This is a genomic window from Formosa undariae (genome assembly GCF_042427615.1).
Classification (GTDB): Bacteria; Bacteroidota; Bacteroidia; order Flavobacteriales; family Flavobacteriaceae; genus Formosa; species Formosa undariae.
The window spans coordinates 177,720-194,306 of sequence record NZ_JBHMEZ010000011.1; the positions used below are offsets into that span (position 1 = coordinate 177,720).

Here is a 16,587-nt window from a genome sequence, read left to right on the forward strand (position 1 = left end):
AAGGTTGGGGTTTTGTTATTTTATAGGTTTTCTTAACTATAGGTATTCGCCAGTGTTATTTGTGATTTTCTTGGATCAAGACGTATTTCTGGGGGGCCGTATAAATTATGCATATAATTTAGTTAATCTATAGAGAAAGAACTTGACATCTCTGACTCCTCTAAACTGCGCTCTAAATTCCTTTATTTTAGCATTAAAAGATTCCGCCGAAGCATTTGTACTTCTATTATTAAAGTAATTTAATATAGAGTCATAGTGGGTTTGTATTGATTTGGCAATCGTGTTAAAAGATTTAAATTCTGATTTTTCTACTTTATCATACCAATGCGCTAATTTTAATCTTGCTATACTTTTGCTAGTATTAGTTTGGAAAATAAAGCTTAGATCCTGAGCAAGATTGTATGCTTTTTCAATTGTTGGATACAGTTTAAATAGAATCTCAGCTCTTTCTATTTGATTTACCGTCCACTTAGCCTTTGATTTGAATAATAGATATCTACTTCTAGCTAATAATTGTCTGAGCGTATCTCCATTAGATAGAAGTTCAGGTTGATATACTTTTCCTTTATTTCGATCTTCTTCAATGGCTTTGTTTTCAGCTTCTATGATTTCCCATCTTAGTCTTATCCGCTCCTCTTGAACAGCTTCAGAAGCTAGTTTTTGAACATGAAACCTATCAGTAACGATGTCTGTTTTTGGAAAACATTTTTTTGCGATTAGGTTCATGTTTCCTGCCATATCTACAGTTACCTCTCTAACCATTTTTCGTCTTTCTATAGGGATCTGGTTAATCACATCGATGACATCCTGTGCTTTGGTGCCTTTTATAATAGCTACAATACTTCCTTTTTTACCATGAGCGTCTTTATTGGTTACAATGGTATAAAGTTCTCCATTAGAAAGTGAGGTCTCATCTAGGCTTAAATATTTACTTAGATTTTTACCGTAGAGTAACCAATTACTAGCGTGATCCTTTTGAGTCCAATCCTTAAAGTCACTAAGATGATTTTTATAGTGAAACTGAAGTGTTTTTCCTTTTAACTTATAATAATCACCAAAGCGTTTAGCGCTTACAGGGTGATTATCAAGAGAGTTTTTTTAAAAAAGAGGCAAACTCGTTAGTAATCCGAGTGCCCTTAGCAACCAAATTCCAATCTCTTTTTATGATTTTGCCAGTATCAACGAGTGTCCAACGTCTTCTTTTTATATGTAGAAGTACAGGTTTTCCTCGAAGTGGAAAATCTTCAATAGTGATCTCTGACAAAAAACCTTTTGATTGTGCTATTTCTGACTGATATTCTTGAGGAAGTATATTTTTCTCTTCCAAGTAGAAATGCGTTTTTTGTGATGTGCTCTTATCAGAAACAATATCAAAATATTCTAACAGGCCTTCTGGTAATAAATAACGGGCTAATTCTATATTCAAAATCTAAACACTTTTTATTCAAAGATAACATTCTCCCCAAGTTTTCCGTTTGACCCATTTTCTTTCCTTTTAAATACTATATAGTGCTTGTTTTTAGTGTGTTAAGATGGGTTTTTGTCTTGTTGCTCTTTAATGTTTATATGCTATCGCATTTAAGTGTTGTTCTATTTTTAAAATGCAAATTCATTTTTCTGTTCTCGACTCTGCTCGGACACCCTAGAAAAATATAGTGTTTTTACTGTTTAGATATGATCTAGAAGAGTGGTTCAAAGATTGAGAATAGAAATTTAAACGGTCTTCGAGCAGAGTCGAGAAGTGTACGTGGTAAACTAGAACTTAGTAATTAAAGGGATGTTGTTTATTATCAAATTAAAATGAGGTCAGTATATTCTTCTTAAATTCTGTTCTCGACTCCGCTCGAACGCCCTGGGAAATAAGTCGTTATTAAACGGTCTTCGAGCGGAGTCGAGAAGTGTATGTGATAAACGGGGGCCTGGAAATTAAAGGGATGTTGTTCATCTTCAAGTTAAAATGAGGTCAGGATATTTTTCTTAAATTCTGTTCTCGACTCTGCTCGAACGCCCTGGGAAATAAGTCGTTATTAAACGGTCTTCGAGCGGAGTCGAGAAGTGTATGTGATAAACGGGGGCTTGGAAATTAAAGGGATGTTGTTCATCTTCAAATTAAAATGAGGTCAGGATATTCTTCTTAAATTCTGTTCTCGATTCCGCTCGGACACGCTGGGAAATAAGTTTGTTTTTACCGTTTAGATATGATCTAGAAGAGCGGTTGAAAGATTGAGAATAGAAATTTAAACGGTCTTCGAGCGGAGTCGAGAAGTATACGTGATAAACTAGAACTTAGTAATTAAAGGATGTCGTTCATTATCAAATTAAAATGAGATAAGGATATTCTTCTTAAATTCTGTTCTCGACTCTGCTCGAACGCCCTGGGAAATAAGTCGTTATTAAACGGTCTTCGAGCGGAGTCGAGAAGTGTATGTGATAAACGGGGACTTGGAAATTAAAGGGATGTTGTTCATCTTCAAATTAAAAAGAGGTCAGGATATTCTTCTTAAATTCTGTTCTCGACTCCGCTCGGACACGCTGGGAAATAAGTCGTTATTAAACGGTCTTCGAGTCAAGTCGAGAATTCGCCATAACAATCTACAAATCACGAAATAATTTCTCTTGCTTTGACTGATAGAGTGATTTGAGATTGAGCTATTTTAGGAATAAAATAATATATTCGTAAGACTATTAATTAATCTAAATAATTTAAAATGAAAAAATTTTTACTTGTGTTAACGGTGCTATGCGCTTTTAATATGACTGCACAAGATGCAGAAATGGAAGCTTTTAAGGATTTGTATAATTCTGAAAAGAAAACAGTTATTGGTGAGTACTTGGAATTAGATGCGACGAAGGCTATGACTTTTAATGGTATTTATGATGAGTATACTTTGGAGCGTAAAGCTATTGCGAGTAGTCGCATGTCACTTTTAGAGAGATATGTTGATCAGCATGAAACGATGACCGACGAGCAAGCAGATGTTTTGGTTAAGGAAACATTTTCTGTAAGAGCAAAAAACGAAAAGCTTCAAAAAAAGTATTATAAAAAAATTAAAAAAGAGTTAGGTGCAAAAACAGCATCTCAATTTGTGCAGTTTGAGCGTTATGTGCAAACATCTATAGATGAGGTGTTGCAAGAAGCGTTGCCTTTAATAGGTGAGAAGTAAATTTAAAATCGACCAAATTTTAAAACCACCTTTTTAGGTGGTTTTTTTATGTGCAAATTTTCAAATGATTATAGATTGTGTTTTGTGAATCGGTAATAGGATTGTTTAATGGGGTGGAAATTAGAGTAAACAGTTTCTATTAAAACTTGTGTTTAATGTCAGTTTTTTACAACAATTCTAATTATTCAATCTGTTTTAGCGGTATTTTAAAGCGTTATTTTGCTTAGTTGTAATCATAAAAAAAGCGTCTAATTCACTAAGTGAAGTAGACGCTTTAAGAAAGAGTATGTGTGTTTTATATTTTAAAAGTAATAACAGGTCTAATGGCGTGGTTAACGATGTCTTGACTAACGCTTCCGTTAAAGAAGTGTGCAATACCTTGTCTTCCGGTAGTGCTTATGCCTATAACATCTGCTTTAATATCTTCCGAGAAATTTAGAATTCCTTTTTCAATCGTGTCGTCATTATAAATATTTACAGTGTAGTTGGTGTAGTCTGAAGTCTTAATAATATTAGCAATTCGTTTTTTTGCTTCAGAGGTTGAACAAAAGTTATTAGGTGTGTTTACAAGTAATAAGTGGATTTTTGAATTGAATTTTTCAGCAAAATCAACGGCTTGCTTGTAAGTGTGGACGCTGTTAAATTGAAAGTCTGATGCAAAAACAAGGTGGTCTGCTTTAAATTCTTGCTCATTTTCTTTGATAACCAGAACTGGTACTTTAGAGGTACGAACGACTTTTTCTGTGTTAGATCCAATAAATATTTCTTTAAATCCGGCAGCACCATGTGATCCCATAATTATTAAATCGATATCTAATTCTTCGGCAGTTTCGTTTATACCTGCAAAAGTAGAGTCTGTTTTAATAGAGTGGTGGACGGTAATGTTATCTAAAAAATCTTGAGATAATAGCTCGTTAAAGCGTTTAGCTGCAAGTTTTATAAAAAATAAAGCTTCAGGAACTTCACTGTTAGATGGGTGTGTTTTGTCTAATTCCGTATTAGGAAGATCTATCATATGGACGAAGAAAATTTCGGAACCAAATTTTGCAGCAATTTTTGCAGCTGTTTTTGTTGCAAACTCAGCTTCTTTCGAAAAATCTGTTGGGACTAATATGCGTTTCATGATTGTAATTTTTGTAGTTAAATAACTATATAAAAATACGGATAAAAATTGGTATTTGAAAGCTTGTAATTGTCAAAAAAAAAGTTGTATATTTGCCCCGTTGTAAGAAAAAAGAATATGCGAGGGGACAGAGTCCCCTCTTTTTATACTAAAAAATGTTTAGAACAACTGTTGAGAATTTATTAGAAAGCGCCTTACAAGAACGAAATGATTTGTTTTTGATTAGTTTAACTGTTTCTGGAGAGAATGCTGTAAAGGTTATTATCGATGGAGATGAAGGTGTGAGTGTTGAGGATTGTATGTTTATAAGCCGTGCAATTGAGAATGATATAGATAGGGAAGAACATGATTTTTCGCTAGAAGTTATGTCGGCAGGAGCAGCGTCTCCTCTATTACAGAGTAGGCAGTATGCTAAAAATATAGGGAGAACACTAGAGGTTAAAACCCAAACAGATACAATCGAAGCTGTTTTGGTAGATGCTAATGAAGACGAAATAGTTTTGGAATGGAAAGCTCGAGAGCCTAAACCCGTAGGGAAAGGTAAAGTTACGGTTCAGAAAAAAGCAAATATTTCTTATAGCGATATAGTAGAAGCGAAAGTTATGATTAAATTTTAATTCAAAAGAGTTATGGAAAATCTTGCGTTAATTGATTCTTTTTCAGAATTTAAGGACGATAAATTAATAGATCGTGTAACGTTAATGGCGATTTTAGAGGATGTTTTTAGAAATGCCTTGAAGAAAAAGTTTGGAGACGATGATAATTTTGATATTATTATAAACCCAGATAAAGGTGATTTAGAAATATGGAGAAACCGTATTGTAGTTGCCGATGGTGAAGTGGAAGAGCCTAATCAAGAGATTTCTTTAACAGCTGCTCGTAAAATTGAGCCTGATTTTGAAGTTGGTGAAGATGTTTCTGAAGAAGTGAAGTTAATAGATTTAGGTCGTCGTGCTATTTTAGCATTACGTCAGAATTTAATTTCTAAAATTCACGAACACGACAATACTAATATCTACAAGCAATTTAAAGATTTAATTGGAGATATTTATACTGCCGAAGTGCATCACATTCGTCACAAAGCAATTATTTTATTAGATGATGAAGGAAACGAAATCATCTTACCAAAAGAAAAACAAATTCCATCGGATTTTTTCCGAAAAGGAGATAATGTAAGAGGAATAATTGAAAACGTAGAATTAAAAGGAAGTAAGCCAGGCATTATCATGTCTCGTACATCACCTTTATTCTTAGAAAAGTTATTCGAACAAGAAATACCAGAAGTTTTTGATGGATTAATCTCTGTTAAAAAAGTAGTAAGAATTCCTGGGGAAAAAGCTAAAGTAGCTGTAGATTCTTACGATGATCGTATAGATCCAGTTGGTGCCTGTGTAGGTATGAAAGGATCTAGAATTCACGGGATTGTTCGTGAATTAGGTAACGAAAATATAGACGTTATCAATTATACAAATAACCTTCAATTGTACATCACTAGAGCGTTAAGTCCAGCGAAAGTGACATCGATTAAAATTGATGAAGAAAACAAACGTGCAGAAGTTATTTTAAAGCCTGAAGAAGTTAGTAAAGCCATTGGACGTGGTGGACACAATATTAGATTAGCTGGACAATTAACTGGTTATGAGATTGATGTGTTTAGAGAAGGTGCAGAAGAAGATGTTGAATTAACAGAATTCTCTGATGAAATTGATAAGTGGATTATTGATGAGTTAAGCAAAGCTGGGCTTGATACAGCAAAAAGTGTTCTTGAGCAAGATGTAGTAGATTTAGTGAAAAGAACCGATTTAGAAGAAGAAACAATTAACGAAGTTATTAGAATTCTTAGAGAAGAGTTTGAAGAATAACTTATATTTGGAGTATATTAAAGGCAATTTATGGCTGAAACAATAAGATTAAATAAAGTTTTACGTGAGTTAAACATCTCTATCGACCGTGCAGTAGATTTTTTGGAATCTAAAGGTATGGAAATCGATAAGCGTCCTACCACAAAAATTACTCAGGAAGTATATAACGTACTTTCTGGCGAATTTCAAACGGATGCTAATAAAAAGGTGGCCTCTCAAGAAGTAAGTGAAGCAAAGCTGAAAGAAAAAGAAGCCTTGCGTGAACAGCGTGAGCGTGAACTTGAAGCTAAACAAAAAGAAGAAGCTAAGAAGGAAGAAGCAAGGAAAGAGCAGGAAGTAGTAAAAGCCAAATCAACGCTCTCAGGTCCGAAGCAAGTAGGAAAGATCGACTTAGATCCAAAACCTAAACAAGTTTCTAAACCTGTAGAGAAAAAGGAAGAACCTGTTCAGCCAAAAGCTGAAGACGTTAAACCTGAAGTTGTTGCTCCTAAAGTAGAAGCTGTTAAAGCGGAAGTTAAGGACGTTAAGGTAGAAGAAAAACCTGTTGTTAAAGCTGAAGCTATTCCGGAGAAGAAGGAAGAAAAACCTGTTGTTAAACAAGAGGAAGCTAAAGTTCAAGACACACCAAAAGTGGAACATAAGCCAAAACCAGTTACTCCTCCTTCAAAACCTGCAAAATCTACTCCACCTCCAACTACTCCAAAACCTGTTCAAGAGGTTAAGAAAATAGAAACTCCAAAACCATCTGTGCCCGTTAAAAAAGAAGAGCCAAAAGCTGAAGAAGAAAAACCGGTAGATGAGCGTATAGAAACGAAGTATACTAAACTTTCGGGACCGAAAATCGCAGGAGAGAAGATAGATTTATCTCAGTTTAATAAGCCTAAAAAGAAACCAGTTGTTAAACCTGGCGATAATGCAGCTGCAAATAAGAGAAAACGTCGTCGTATTAGTAAACCTGGAGATAACAAGTCTACTCCTGCTAAACCAGGAGGAACTGCTGGAGGACCAGGAAGACAAGTTAGACCAAGTACTTATAAAGGTAAAAGACCAGGTGGACCAGGTCAAGCTAGACGTCCGATTGTAAAAGAGGAGCCTAGTGAAGCAGATGTTCAAAAGCAAGTTAGAGAAACCTTAGAAAAACTTCAAGGTAAATCTAGTAAAGGTAAAGGTGCTAAATATCGTAGAGATAAAAGGGATCACCATAGAGAACAAAGTCAGAAAGATCTAGATCAGCAAGAAGTAGAAAGCAAAATCTTAAAAGTAACAGAATTTGTTACGGCTAGTGAAGTTGCAACTATGATGGATGTTCAAGTAACACAAATTATCTCGGCTTGTATGTCGTTAGGTATGATGGTTACGATGAACCAGCGTTTAGATGCAGAAACACTTTCTATTGTTGCAGACGAATTTGGTTACCAAGTAGAGTTTGTAACTTCAGATCTTGAAGATAATATAGAAATAGTTGAAGATAAACCAGAAGATTTAATAGAACGTGCGCCGATTGTTACGGTAATGGGTCACGTAGATCACGGTAAAACTTCATTATTAGATTATATCCGTAAGGAAAATGTAATCGCAGGAGAATCAGGAGGAATTACACAGCATATTGGTGCTTATGGGGTTCAATTAGAAGGCGGACAAAAAATCGCATTCTTAGATACACCAGGTCACGAGGCCTTTACAGCGATGCGTGCTCGTGGTGCTCAAGTTACCGATTTAGCTATTATTGTAGTTGCTGCCGATGATGATATTATGCCGCAAACAAAAGAGGCTATTGCGCATGCTCAAGCAGCAAATGTGCCAATTATCTTTGCGATTAATAAAATTGATAGACCTGCAGCGAATCCAGAACGTATTAAAGAACGTCTGGCACAAATGAACTTATTAGTAGAAGATTGGGGTGGTAAAATACAATCTCATGATATCTCTGCAAAAGTAGGAACAGGAGTAAAAGAATTATTAGAAAAGGTATTACTTGAAGCTGAATTATTAGAGCTTAAAGCAAATCCAAATAAATTTGCTTCAGGAACAGTTGTTGAAGCTTTCTTAGACAAAGGTCGTGGTTATATATCTACGATTTTAGTTCAAGCTGGAACATTAAAAATTGGTGATTACGTATTAGCTGGTAAAAACAGTGGTAAGATAAAAGCCATGCATGATGAACGTGGTAACGAAGTGAAACAAGCTGGACCAAGTACACCTGTATCGATTCTAGGTTTAGATGGTGCGCCACAAGCCGGTGATAAATTCAATGTATTTGAAGACGAACGTGAAGCAAAACGTATTGCAACCAAGCGTACTCAATTACAACGTGAGCAATCTGTACGTACACAACGTCATATTACTCTAGATGAAATTGGTCGTCGTATTGCTTTAGGTGACTTCCAAGAATTAAATATTATTCTTAAAGGGGATGTTGATGGTTCTGTTGAAGCATTAACAGATTCATTCCAGAAATTATCTACTGAAGAGATTCAAGTCAATATTATTCATAAAGGTGTTGGTGCCATTACAGAAAGTGATGTGTTATTAGCTTCTGCATCAGATGCGATTATTATCGGATTTAATGTAAGACCAATGGGTAATGCTAGAACAATGGCAGATAAGGAAGAAATAGACATCCGTACTTACTCAATTATCTACGATGCCATTAACGATCTTAAAGATGCAATGGAAGGTATGTTATCTCCAGAGCTTAAAGAAGAGATTACAGGTACTGCAGAAATTAGAGAAATCTTTAAAGTATCTAAAATTGGTAGTATTGCAGGTTGTATGGTAACTAGCGGTAAAATTGTTAGAACAAACGGTATTCGTTTAATTAGAGACGGTGTTGTAGTTTATACAGGTGAATTAACCTCTTTAAAACGTTTTAAAGACGATGCTAAGGAAGTTGCTAAAGGATATGATTGTGGTATGCAAATTAAGAACTACAATGACATTAAGGAAGGCGATGTAATTGAATCGTTCCATGAAGTAGAAATTAAAAAGAAACTTAAATAAGTTTTATATATAGTAATAAAAAAGGCGACCATTTGGTCGCCTTTTTTTATGCCTTTTAAAATGTGTAATGTGAGTCTTTCAATTGGTGCCTACCCAAGATTAATATGTTTAAAACAATGACATATGTCATTGTTTTGAATACGGCCCATTTTCGACCATTATTTGGTTAGAATGACTCTCAATATTAATGCTAATTTTTTGCCTTCGGTTTAAAGATAAATCCGTTTGGATACTTTTGTTTTATCTCTTTTAATGCGCGATCTGCCTCTAATCGGGTACGGTAACTTCCAATCCATATCTTGTAGTTAGGTGTCTCGTAAACTAAAGTGCTTTCCCATTGGTCAAACGCATTTTTATAGGCGCTTAAAGTGCCTTCTGCATCGGCGCGGTTTCCAGAGTATATCTGGATTTTATAGCGATCTGTAGCGTTTTCGTCTTTATTCATTTCCTTTTTAATATCCAGTAGCTTTGTTATTTTTTCATCTTGATTAATGACTATACTACTTTCTTGTGAAAAGGTTTTCGTAGATAATGCAAACACGGATAACCCGGTTAGTGTAATAAGCTTTATATTCAATAATTTCATTTTCAAGTTATTTGCTGCAAATGTAAATGTTATTCGTATAAAGATATAATTATTTTTTATTTAGAATTTTTCTAAATTACATTTAACGGATCTATAACGTTTTTACAATCCACTTTAAATGTTATTTTTGTTCCAAATTTTATAACTGATTTTTATCTGCTTTAGATTACTAAGTCATTCAAAAGTTAAGAAGTTAATTCAACAAATAATATGAAACAGGTGATTCACCGTAAATTAAGCAAAAACATCTTCCGTTTAGCTATAGTTTTTTTACTTGCGTTTACAACCTCTCTTTCGGCTCAAGGCGACCCGGCAAAAGGAAAAGCATTGTTTAACTCTAATTGTGCTGCTTGTCACCAGTTAGATAAAAAAATGACAGGACCTGCGTTGCGTGATATTGAAACACGTTTAAGTGAGGAAGCAGGAGTTGATAAAGAATGGATACATTCTTGGATACGCAACAGTTCTGGACTTATTAAGTCTGGAGACGATTATGCCAATAAAATATTTAATGAGTATAATGGTGTTCCAATGACAGCATTCCCTCAGTTATCTGACGACGACTTAGATAATATTTTAGCATATACTGCAGAAAAGAAAGCAGCTCCGGCTCCGGCAGCAGCTGGCGAAGTGGGGATGTCGAAAGCAAGTGGTGAAGGTGATGGTATTTCTAATAAGATTATATTAGGAGCATTAGTGCTTTTATTTGGTTTGTTAGCAATGGCTTTAGTCTTAGTAAGACAAACTTTAAACCGTTTTGCAGAAGCTAAAGGAGTGGAGGTTAAAAAATCTTCTCGCTTACCAATTTGGAAAGCATTTGTTCAAAATCAATTTTTGGTTTTAGTTACAGTTGTTGTTTTGCTTTTAATGGGAGGTTATTATGTTTATGGCTATCTGATGCAAGTAGGAGTAGATCAAGGTTACGAACCAGTGCAGCCTATTCATTACTCTCACAAAATTCACGCTGGTGATAATGGTATCGATTGTAAATACTGTCACTCTTCAGCTAGAGTAAGTAAAACATCTGGAATCCCATCTTTAAATGTATGTATGAACTGTCATAAATCAATTTATGAAGTTGCAGAAAGTACAGCAACACCAGAATACAGTAAAGAGTTTTACGATGGTGAGATTCAGAAATTATACAAAGCTGTTGGTTGGGATGATACCGAGCAAAAATATACAGGAGAGACGCAACCAGTTAAATGGGTGAGAATTCATAATTTACCGGATTTCGTTTACTTTAATCACTCACAACACGTTACTGTTGCAGGTGTAGATTGTCAGACGTGTCATGGTCCTGTTCAAGAAATGGAAGTTATGTATCAACATGCTCCATTAACAATGGGATGGTGTATTAACTGTCACAGAGAAACAAATGTAAAAGTTAAAGACAACGATTACTATACAAAAATCCACGAAGAATTATCTAAAAAGTACGGTGTTGAGGAGCTTACAGCTGCGCAAATGGGTGCTTTAGAATGTGGTAAGTGTCATTATTAATTTATTTAAGAAGTAATTCAATTATACAATATGTCATCAAACAAGAAATACTGGAAAAGTGTTGAAGAGCTAAACGAAAACAGCTCTATTGTTGAGGCGCTAAAACAAAACGAATTTGTTGAAGAAATTCCTACGGACGAGTTTTTAGGTGATAAAGCAACGCTTGAATCATCTTCTACTACACGAAGAGATTTCTTAAAATATGTTGGTTTTAGTACAGCGGCCGCATCGCTTGCAGCTTGTGAAGGGCCAGTTATTAAATCGATTCCCTATGTAGTTCAGCCAGAACAAATTATTCCTGGTGTTGCTAATTATTATGCAACAACTATAGCAGATGGTTTTGATTTTGCTAGTGTTTTAGTAAAAACACGTGAAGGACGTCCTATTAAAATTGAGAATAATTCATTAGCTAAAACTAATGGAAGTGCTAACGCAAGAGTTAATGCTTCGGTATTAGGTTTGTATGATAGTTTAAGAGTTCAAGGTCCAACAAAAGCAGGAAATCCTGTGTCTTGGAGTGATTTTAATGCTGAAGTAGCTTCTAAATTATCTAATCTTAGTAGTGCAGGAAAGGAAATCGTTTTGTTAACTCAAACATTTTCTAGTCCATCTACCGAAAGATTAATCAATACTTTTAAAGAAAAATACGGTAAAGTTCGTCACGTAGTGTATGATGCCATTTCGGAATCTGCAGCTTTAGACGCTTACCAAGCAAAATATGGCCGTCGTGCTTTAGCTGGATATAATTTTGCTCATGCAGAAACTATTGTTTCTTTTGGAGCAGATTTTATTGGTGATTGGCAAGGTGGAGGTTTTGACGCTGGTTATTCTGTAGGACGTATTCCTCAGGAAGGTAAAATGTCTAAGCATGTACAGTTTGAGGCTAATATGTCTTTAGCTGGTGCAAATGCAGATAAACGTGTGCCTTCAACTCCAAGTCAACAAAAAATAGCTTTAGCTAAGTTATATAGCTATGTTGTTGGAACTTCGGTTTCAGGAACACTTCCTGAACATATTGATGCCGCAGTAAAAAATGCAGCCTCTCTACTTAAAAAATCAGGTAGAGCAGGAGTTGTTATTACTGGTCTTCAAGATGTAAACGCGCAAGCTTTAGTTTTGGAAATTAATGCAGCTTTAAATAGTAGAGCGTTTAACCCAAGAGTTCCTATCTTAACGAGACAAGGTAACGACAAGGATGTTGCGCAATTAGTGGCAGACATGAAAGCTGGTCGTGTTGGTGGTATTATTATGAGTGGAGTGAATCCATTATATAGCTTACCAAACGCAGCAGATTTTGCCGAAGGATTAAAGAAAACTGAATTAGCTGTTACCTTCTCGATGAAATCGGATGAAACGGCTTCTCAAACAGAATATATTGCTGCAGCTCCTCATTATCTAGAATCATGGGGTGATGTAGAATTAAAACGTGGACACTATGCGTTAACACAACCTACTATTCGTCCTTTATTCGATACAAAACAATTTCAAGATGCTTTATTAACTTGGACAGATAATTCATTGTCTTTCCATGATTATATTAAAGAAACGTGGAATGCTAGTGTCTTAGGTGGAGCGTCTTTTAATCAGGCTATTCATGATGGTTCGTTTATAGCAGGTGGTCTTGGAGCATTAGTAAATGGTGGTTCTAATGAAGCAATTCAGGAAACTACGACTGTTTTAAAAGATAAGAAAGAAAGAACTTGGGCTGGTGGTGTTATTCATGACGCAGCAGTTGGAATTGGTTTAGTAGATGAAGATCAAGATGAGTATACAACATCTACGACTACGAGGAATTCACCAAATAGTAATCCTATTTTAGGAGGTGAAGGTTTTGTTATCAATGAAATTTCTGGATCAGCAGCAGCTTCAGCATTAGTTGGCTCTGCAAAATCTGAAGGTTTAGAATTGGTTTTATATTCTAAAGTTGGAATGGGAGACGGTCAACAAGCCAACAACCCATGGTTACAAGAATTTCCAGATCCGATTACAAGAACATCTTGGGACAATTACTTAACGGTTTCTAAAGCAGATGCAGATGCATTAGGTTTTACAAATCATAATGTTGCCAATGGCGGTCTAAACGGTAGTTATGCTAGTGTTACTGTAAATGGCTCTACTTTAGAAAAAGTACCTGTACTTATTCAACCTGGTCAAGCTAAAGGTTCTGTAGGTTTATCATTTGGTTATGGTCGATCTGCTGGATTAAAAGAAGAAATGCAAACTGGTGTAAATGCTTTCCGTTTATATCAAAATTTTAATACCATTCAAAATGTTAGTGTAAGTGTTGTAGGTGGAGAACATGAGTTCGCTTGTGTACAGTTACAAAATACATTAATGGGACGTGGAGATATTATTAAGGAAACGACTTTAGAAATCTTTAATACTAAAGATAAGCAAGAGTGGAATCCTATGCCAATGGTTTCTCTAAACCACGTTGAAACTCCGGTTACTTCTCCTGATGTTGATTTATGGGGTGAATTTGATCGTTCTATTGGACATCACTTTAACCTATCTATCGACTTAAATTCGTGTACTGGATGTGGAGCATGTGTTATTGCATGTCATGCAGAAAATAACGTGCCTGTTGTAGGTAAGAGTGAAATTCGTCGTAGCCGTGATATGCACTGGTTACGTATAGATAGATATTATTCTTCAGACGAATCGTTTGAAGGTGATAACGAGAAAAAAGAAGGGTTCTCTGGTTTATTTGGTGAGAAAGGATCTTTAGGAGGATTTGGAGAGTTAGAACATCCTTCAGACAATCCGCAAGTGGCTTTCCAACCTGTAATGTGTCAGCACTGTAATCACGCCCCTTGTGAAACTGTTTGTCCTGTAGCGGCAACATCACATGGTCGTCAAGGTCAGAATCATATGGCATATAACCGTTGTGTGGGTACACGTTACTGTGCTAACAACTGTCCTTATAAAGTACGTCGTTTTAACTGGTTCTTATACAGTGGTAATGATGAGTTTGATTATCATATGAATGATGATTTAGGACGTATGGTATTAAACCCTGACGTTGTAGTACGTTCTCGTGGTGTTATGGAAAAATGTTCTATGTGTATTCAAATGACACAGAAAACAATTCTTGACGCTAAACGTGATGGACGTGTAATTAAGGATGGAGAATTCCAAACAGCTTGTTCTGCTGCATGTAGCAGTGGTGCAATGATATTTGGGGATGTTAACGACAAAGAAAGTAAGGTAGCACACCTTAAAGAAGATAATCGTATGTATCACTTGTTAGAGCATATTGGGACAAAACCTAATGTGATTTACCAGACAAAAGTGAGAAATACAACAGAAGCATAATTAACGAATTAAGAAATAATTAGATAAGGATATGGCGTCTCATTACGAAGCACCTATAAGAAGACCCTTAGTTACAGGAGAAAAGTCTTACCACGATGTAACTGTCGATGTAGCAAGACCTGTAGAAGGAAAAGCAAATAAATTATGGTGGATAGTTTTTTCTATTTCCTTAGCTGCTTTCCTTTGGGGAATAGGATGTATTATATACACAGTATCAACTGGTATTGGAACTTGGGGTTTAAATAAAACCGTAGGTTGGGCCTGGGATATTACTAACTTCGTTTGGTGGGTTGGTATTGGTCACGCAGGAACATTAATTTCTGCAGTACTTTTATTATTCCGTCAAAAATGGAGAATGGCAATTAACCGTTCTGCGGAAGCGATGACCATTTTCGCTGTTTTCCAGGCGGGTTTATTCCCAATTATTCACATGGGACGTCCTTGGTTAGCATATTGGGTACTACCTATTCCAAACCAATTTGGATCGTTATGGGTAAACTTTAACTCACCTTTACTTTGGGATGTATTTGCGATTTCAACGTATTTATCTGTATCATTAGTATTCTGGTGGACAGGTTTATTACCAGATTTCGCTATGTTAAGAGACCGTGCTGTGAAGCCTTTCCAAAAGAAAATTTATTCTTTACTAAGTTTCGGTTGGTCGGGTAGAGCTAAAGATTGGCAACGTTTCGAAGAAGTATCTTTGGTTCTTGCAGGTTTAGCAACACCACTTGTACTTTCTGTACATACTATTGTATCTTTTGACTTCGCAACTTCTGTTATTCCAGGATGGCATACTACCATTTTCCCTCCTTACTTCGTTGCAGGAGCTGTATTCTCAGGATTTGCAATGGTAAACACACTTCTTATTATTATGAGAAAAGTGTGTAACTTAGAAGACTATATTACTGTACAACATATCGAATTAATGAACATTGTAATCATGATTACAGGTTCTATAGTTGGTGTGGCATATATTACGGAGTTATTTATGGCTTGGTACTCTGGTGTAGAATACGAACAATACGCCTTCTTAAACAGAGCAACTGGACCTTACTGGTGGGCTTACTGGTGTATGATGAGTTTTAACGTTTTCTCTCCACAATTTATGTGGTTCAAGAAATTAAGAACAAGTATTATGTTCTCTTTCTTTATTTCGATAGTTGTAAACGTCGGGATGTGGTTCGAACGTTTTGTAATTATTGTAACGTCGCTACACAGAGATTACTTACCATCTTCATGGACAATGTTCTCTCCTACATTTGTAGATATAGGAATATTTATTGGAACAATAGGATTCTTCTTTGTACTTTTCTTATTGTACTCTAGAACATTCCCTGTAATTGCACAGGCAGAAGTTAAGACTATATTAAAGTCTTCTGGAGAACGTTATAAAAATATTAGAGAGCGCGGAGATAGTTTAGTCGGTACTGGTGCAGATGCTAGAACCTCTGGAACTTCAGTTAATAATTCAAAAAACTAAAAGTAGCATATGGAATCTACAAAAGTTATTCACGCTATTTATACAGACGACGATATTTTAATGGCTGCCGTTAAAGATGTACGTTTGGCAAAACACCATATCGAAGAAGTATATACACCATTTCCGGTTCACGGACTAGATAAAGCAATGGGATTAGCGCCAACACGTTTGGCTATCACAGCTTTTATTTACGGATGTATTGGTTTAATTTTCGCAACAGTTATGATGAATTTCATTATGATTGAAGACTGGCCACAAGATATTGGTGGAAAACCAAGTTTTAGTTATTTAGAAAACATGCCGGCATTTGTGCCTATCATGTTCGAACTTACAATATTTTTTGCAGCGCATTTAATGGTTATTACATTTTACTTACGTAGTAAAATATGGCCATTTAAAGATGCAGAAAATCCAGACCCAAGAACTACTGATGATCATTTTTTAATGGAAATTTCTGTAGCTAATAACAATGAGGAAGAAATTGCTGAATTGTTAAAAAGTACAGGTGCAGTAGAAATTAATTTAGTAGATAAAGCACATTAATACAGACC

General features: G+C 35.5%; 10 protein-coding genes and 2 pseudogenes. 8 read left to right on the top strand and 4 right to left on the bottom strand.

What is annotated here, in order from left to right; translation table 11 throughout:
• Positions 1-105: 105 nt before the first annotated feature.
• A pseudogene (locus ACFFVB_RS09385) lies at positions 106-1,029 on the bottom strand (ISAon1 family transposase); the annotation flags it as partial.
• Positions 1,030-1,084: 55 nt separating this feature from the next.
• Entirely contained in the window at positions 1,085-1,426 is a 342-nt protein-coding gene (locus tag ACFFVB_RS09390) for an ISAon1 family transposase N-terminal region protein (protein WP_382382464.1), read from the bottom strand.
• Positions 1,427-2,708: 1,282 nt separating this feature from the next.
• On the opposite strand from ACFFVB_RS09390, the gene ACFFVB_RS09395 reads away from it, so the two are divergent.
• A complete protein-coding gene (locus ACFFVB_RS09395) occupies positions 2,709-3,164 on the top strand; it encodes a hypothetical protein (protein ID WP_382382465.1) in 456 nt (151 codons plus the stop codon).
• A 295-nt stretch (positions 3,165-3,459) separates the two neighbouring features.
• On the opposite strand, the gene ACFFVB_RS09400 is transcribed toward ACFFVB_RS09395, so the two are convergent.
• Complete coding sequence (locus ACFFVB_RS09400; protein WP_382382466.1) at positions 3,460-4,287, bottom strand: universal stress protein; 828 nt, start codon at positions 4,285-4,287, stop codon at positions 3,460-3,462.
• 155 nt (positions 4,288-4,442) lie between these two features.
• On the opposite strand from ACFFVB_RS09400, the gene rimP reads away from it, so the two are divergent.
• The 3 genes from rimP to infB are packed head-to-tail and all read left to right on the top strand — an operon-like array spanning position 4,443 to position 9,149.
• Positions 4,443-4,904 carry a ribosome assembly cofactor RimP gene (gene rimP / locus ACFFVB_RS09405; RefSeq protein WP_382382467.1) on the top strand — a complete coding sequence of 154 codons (462 nt, stop codon included), beginning with the start codon at positions 4,443-4,445 and terminating at the stop codon, positions 4,902-4,904.
• Positions 4,905-4,916: 12 nt separating this feature from the next.
• Positions 4,917-6,149: a transcription termination factor NusA gene (gene nusA / locus ACFFVB_RS09410; RefSeq protein WP_382382468.1), complete on the top strand. Its 1,233-nt coding sequence runs from the start codon at positions 4,917-4,919 to the stop codon at positions 6,147-6,149.
• A gap of 30 nt (positions 6,150-6,179) precedes the next feature.
• Complete coding sequence (gene infB, locus ACFFVB_RS09415; RefSeq protein ID WP_382382469.1) at positions 6,180-9,149, top strand: translation initiation factor IF-2; 2,970 nt, start codon at positions 6,180-6,182, stop codon at positions 9,147-9,149.
• A 190-nt stretch (positions 9,150-9,339) separates the two neighbouring features.
• Here the strand turns inward: infB and ACFFVB_RS09420 are convergent, their stop codons facing one another.
• A complete protein-coding gene (locus tag ACFFVB_RS09420) occupies positions 9,340-9,735 on the bottom strand; it encodes an SPOR domain-containing protein (RefSeq protein WP_382382470.1) in 396 nt (131 codons plus the stop codon).
• Positions 9,736-9,945: 210 nt separating this feature from the next.
• Here ACFFVB_RS09420 and ACFFVB_RS09425 point away from each other — a divergent pair, with 210 nt between their 5' ends.
• From ACFFVB_RS09425 to ACFFVB_RS09440, 4 genes and pseudogenes are all read left to right on the top strand, one after another.
• The gene (locus ACFFVB_RS09425; protein ID WP_382382471.1) at positions 9,946-11,238 is read left to right on the top strand and encodes a c-type cytochrome; all 1,293 of its coding nucleotides are present in this window, start codon (positions 9,946-9,948) and stop codon (positions 11,236-11,238) included.
• 30 nt (positions 11,239-11,268) lie between these two features.
• Positions 11,269-14,553 carry a TAT-variant-translocated molybdopterin oxidoreductase gene (locus ACFFVB_RS09430; RefSeq protein WP_382382472.1) on the top strand — a complete coding sequence of 1,095 codons (3,285 nt, stop codon included), beginning with the start codon at positions 11,269-11,271 and terminating at the stop codon, positions 14,551-14,553.
• A gap of 31 nt (positions 14,554-14,584) precedes the next feature.
• Positions 14,585-16,006: pseudogene (nrfD, locus tag ACFFVB_RS09435) on the top strand (NrfD/PsrC family molybdoenzyme membrane anchor subunit); the annotation flags it as partial.
• Between the two features lie 39 nt (positions 16,007-16,045).
• Positions 16,046-16,579, top strand: coding sequence for a DUF3341 domain-containing protein (locus ACFFVB_RS09440; protein WP_382382473.1), 534 nt, complete (start codon positions 16,046-16,048; stop codon positions 16,577-16,579).
• Positions 16,580-16,587 lie beyond the last annotated feature (8 nt).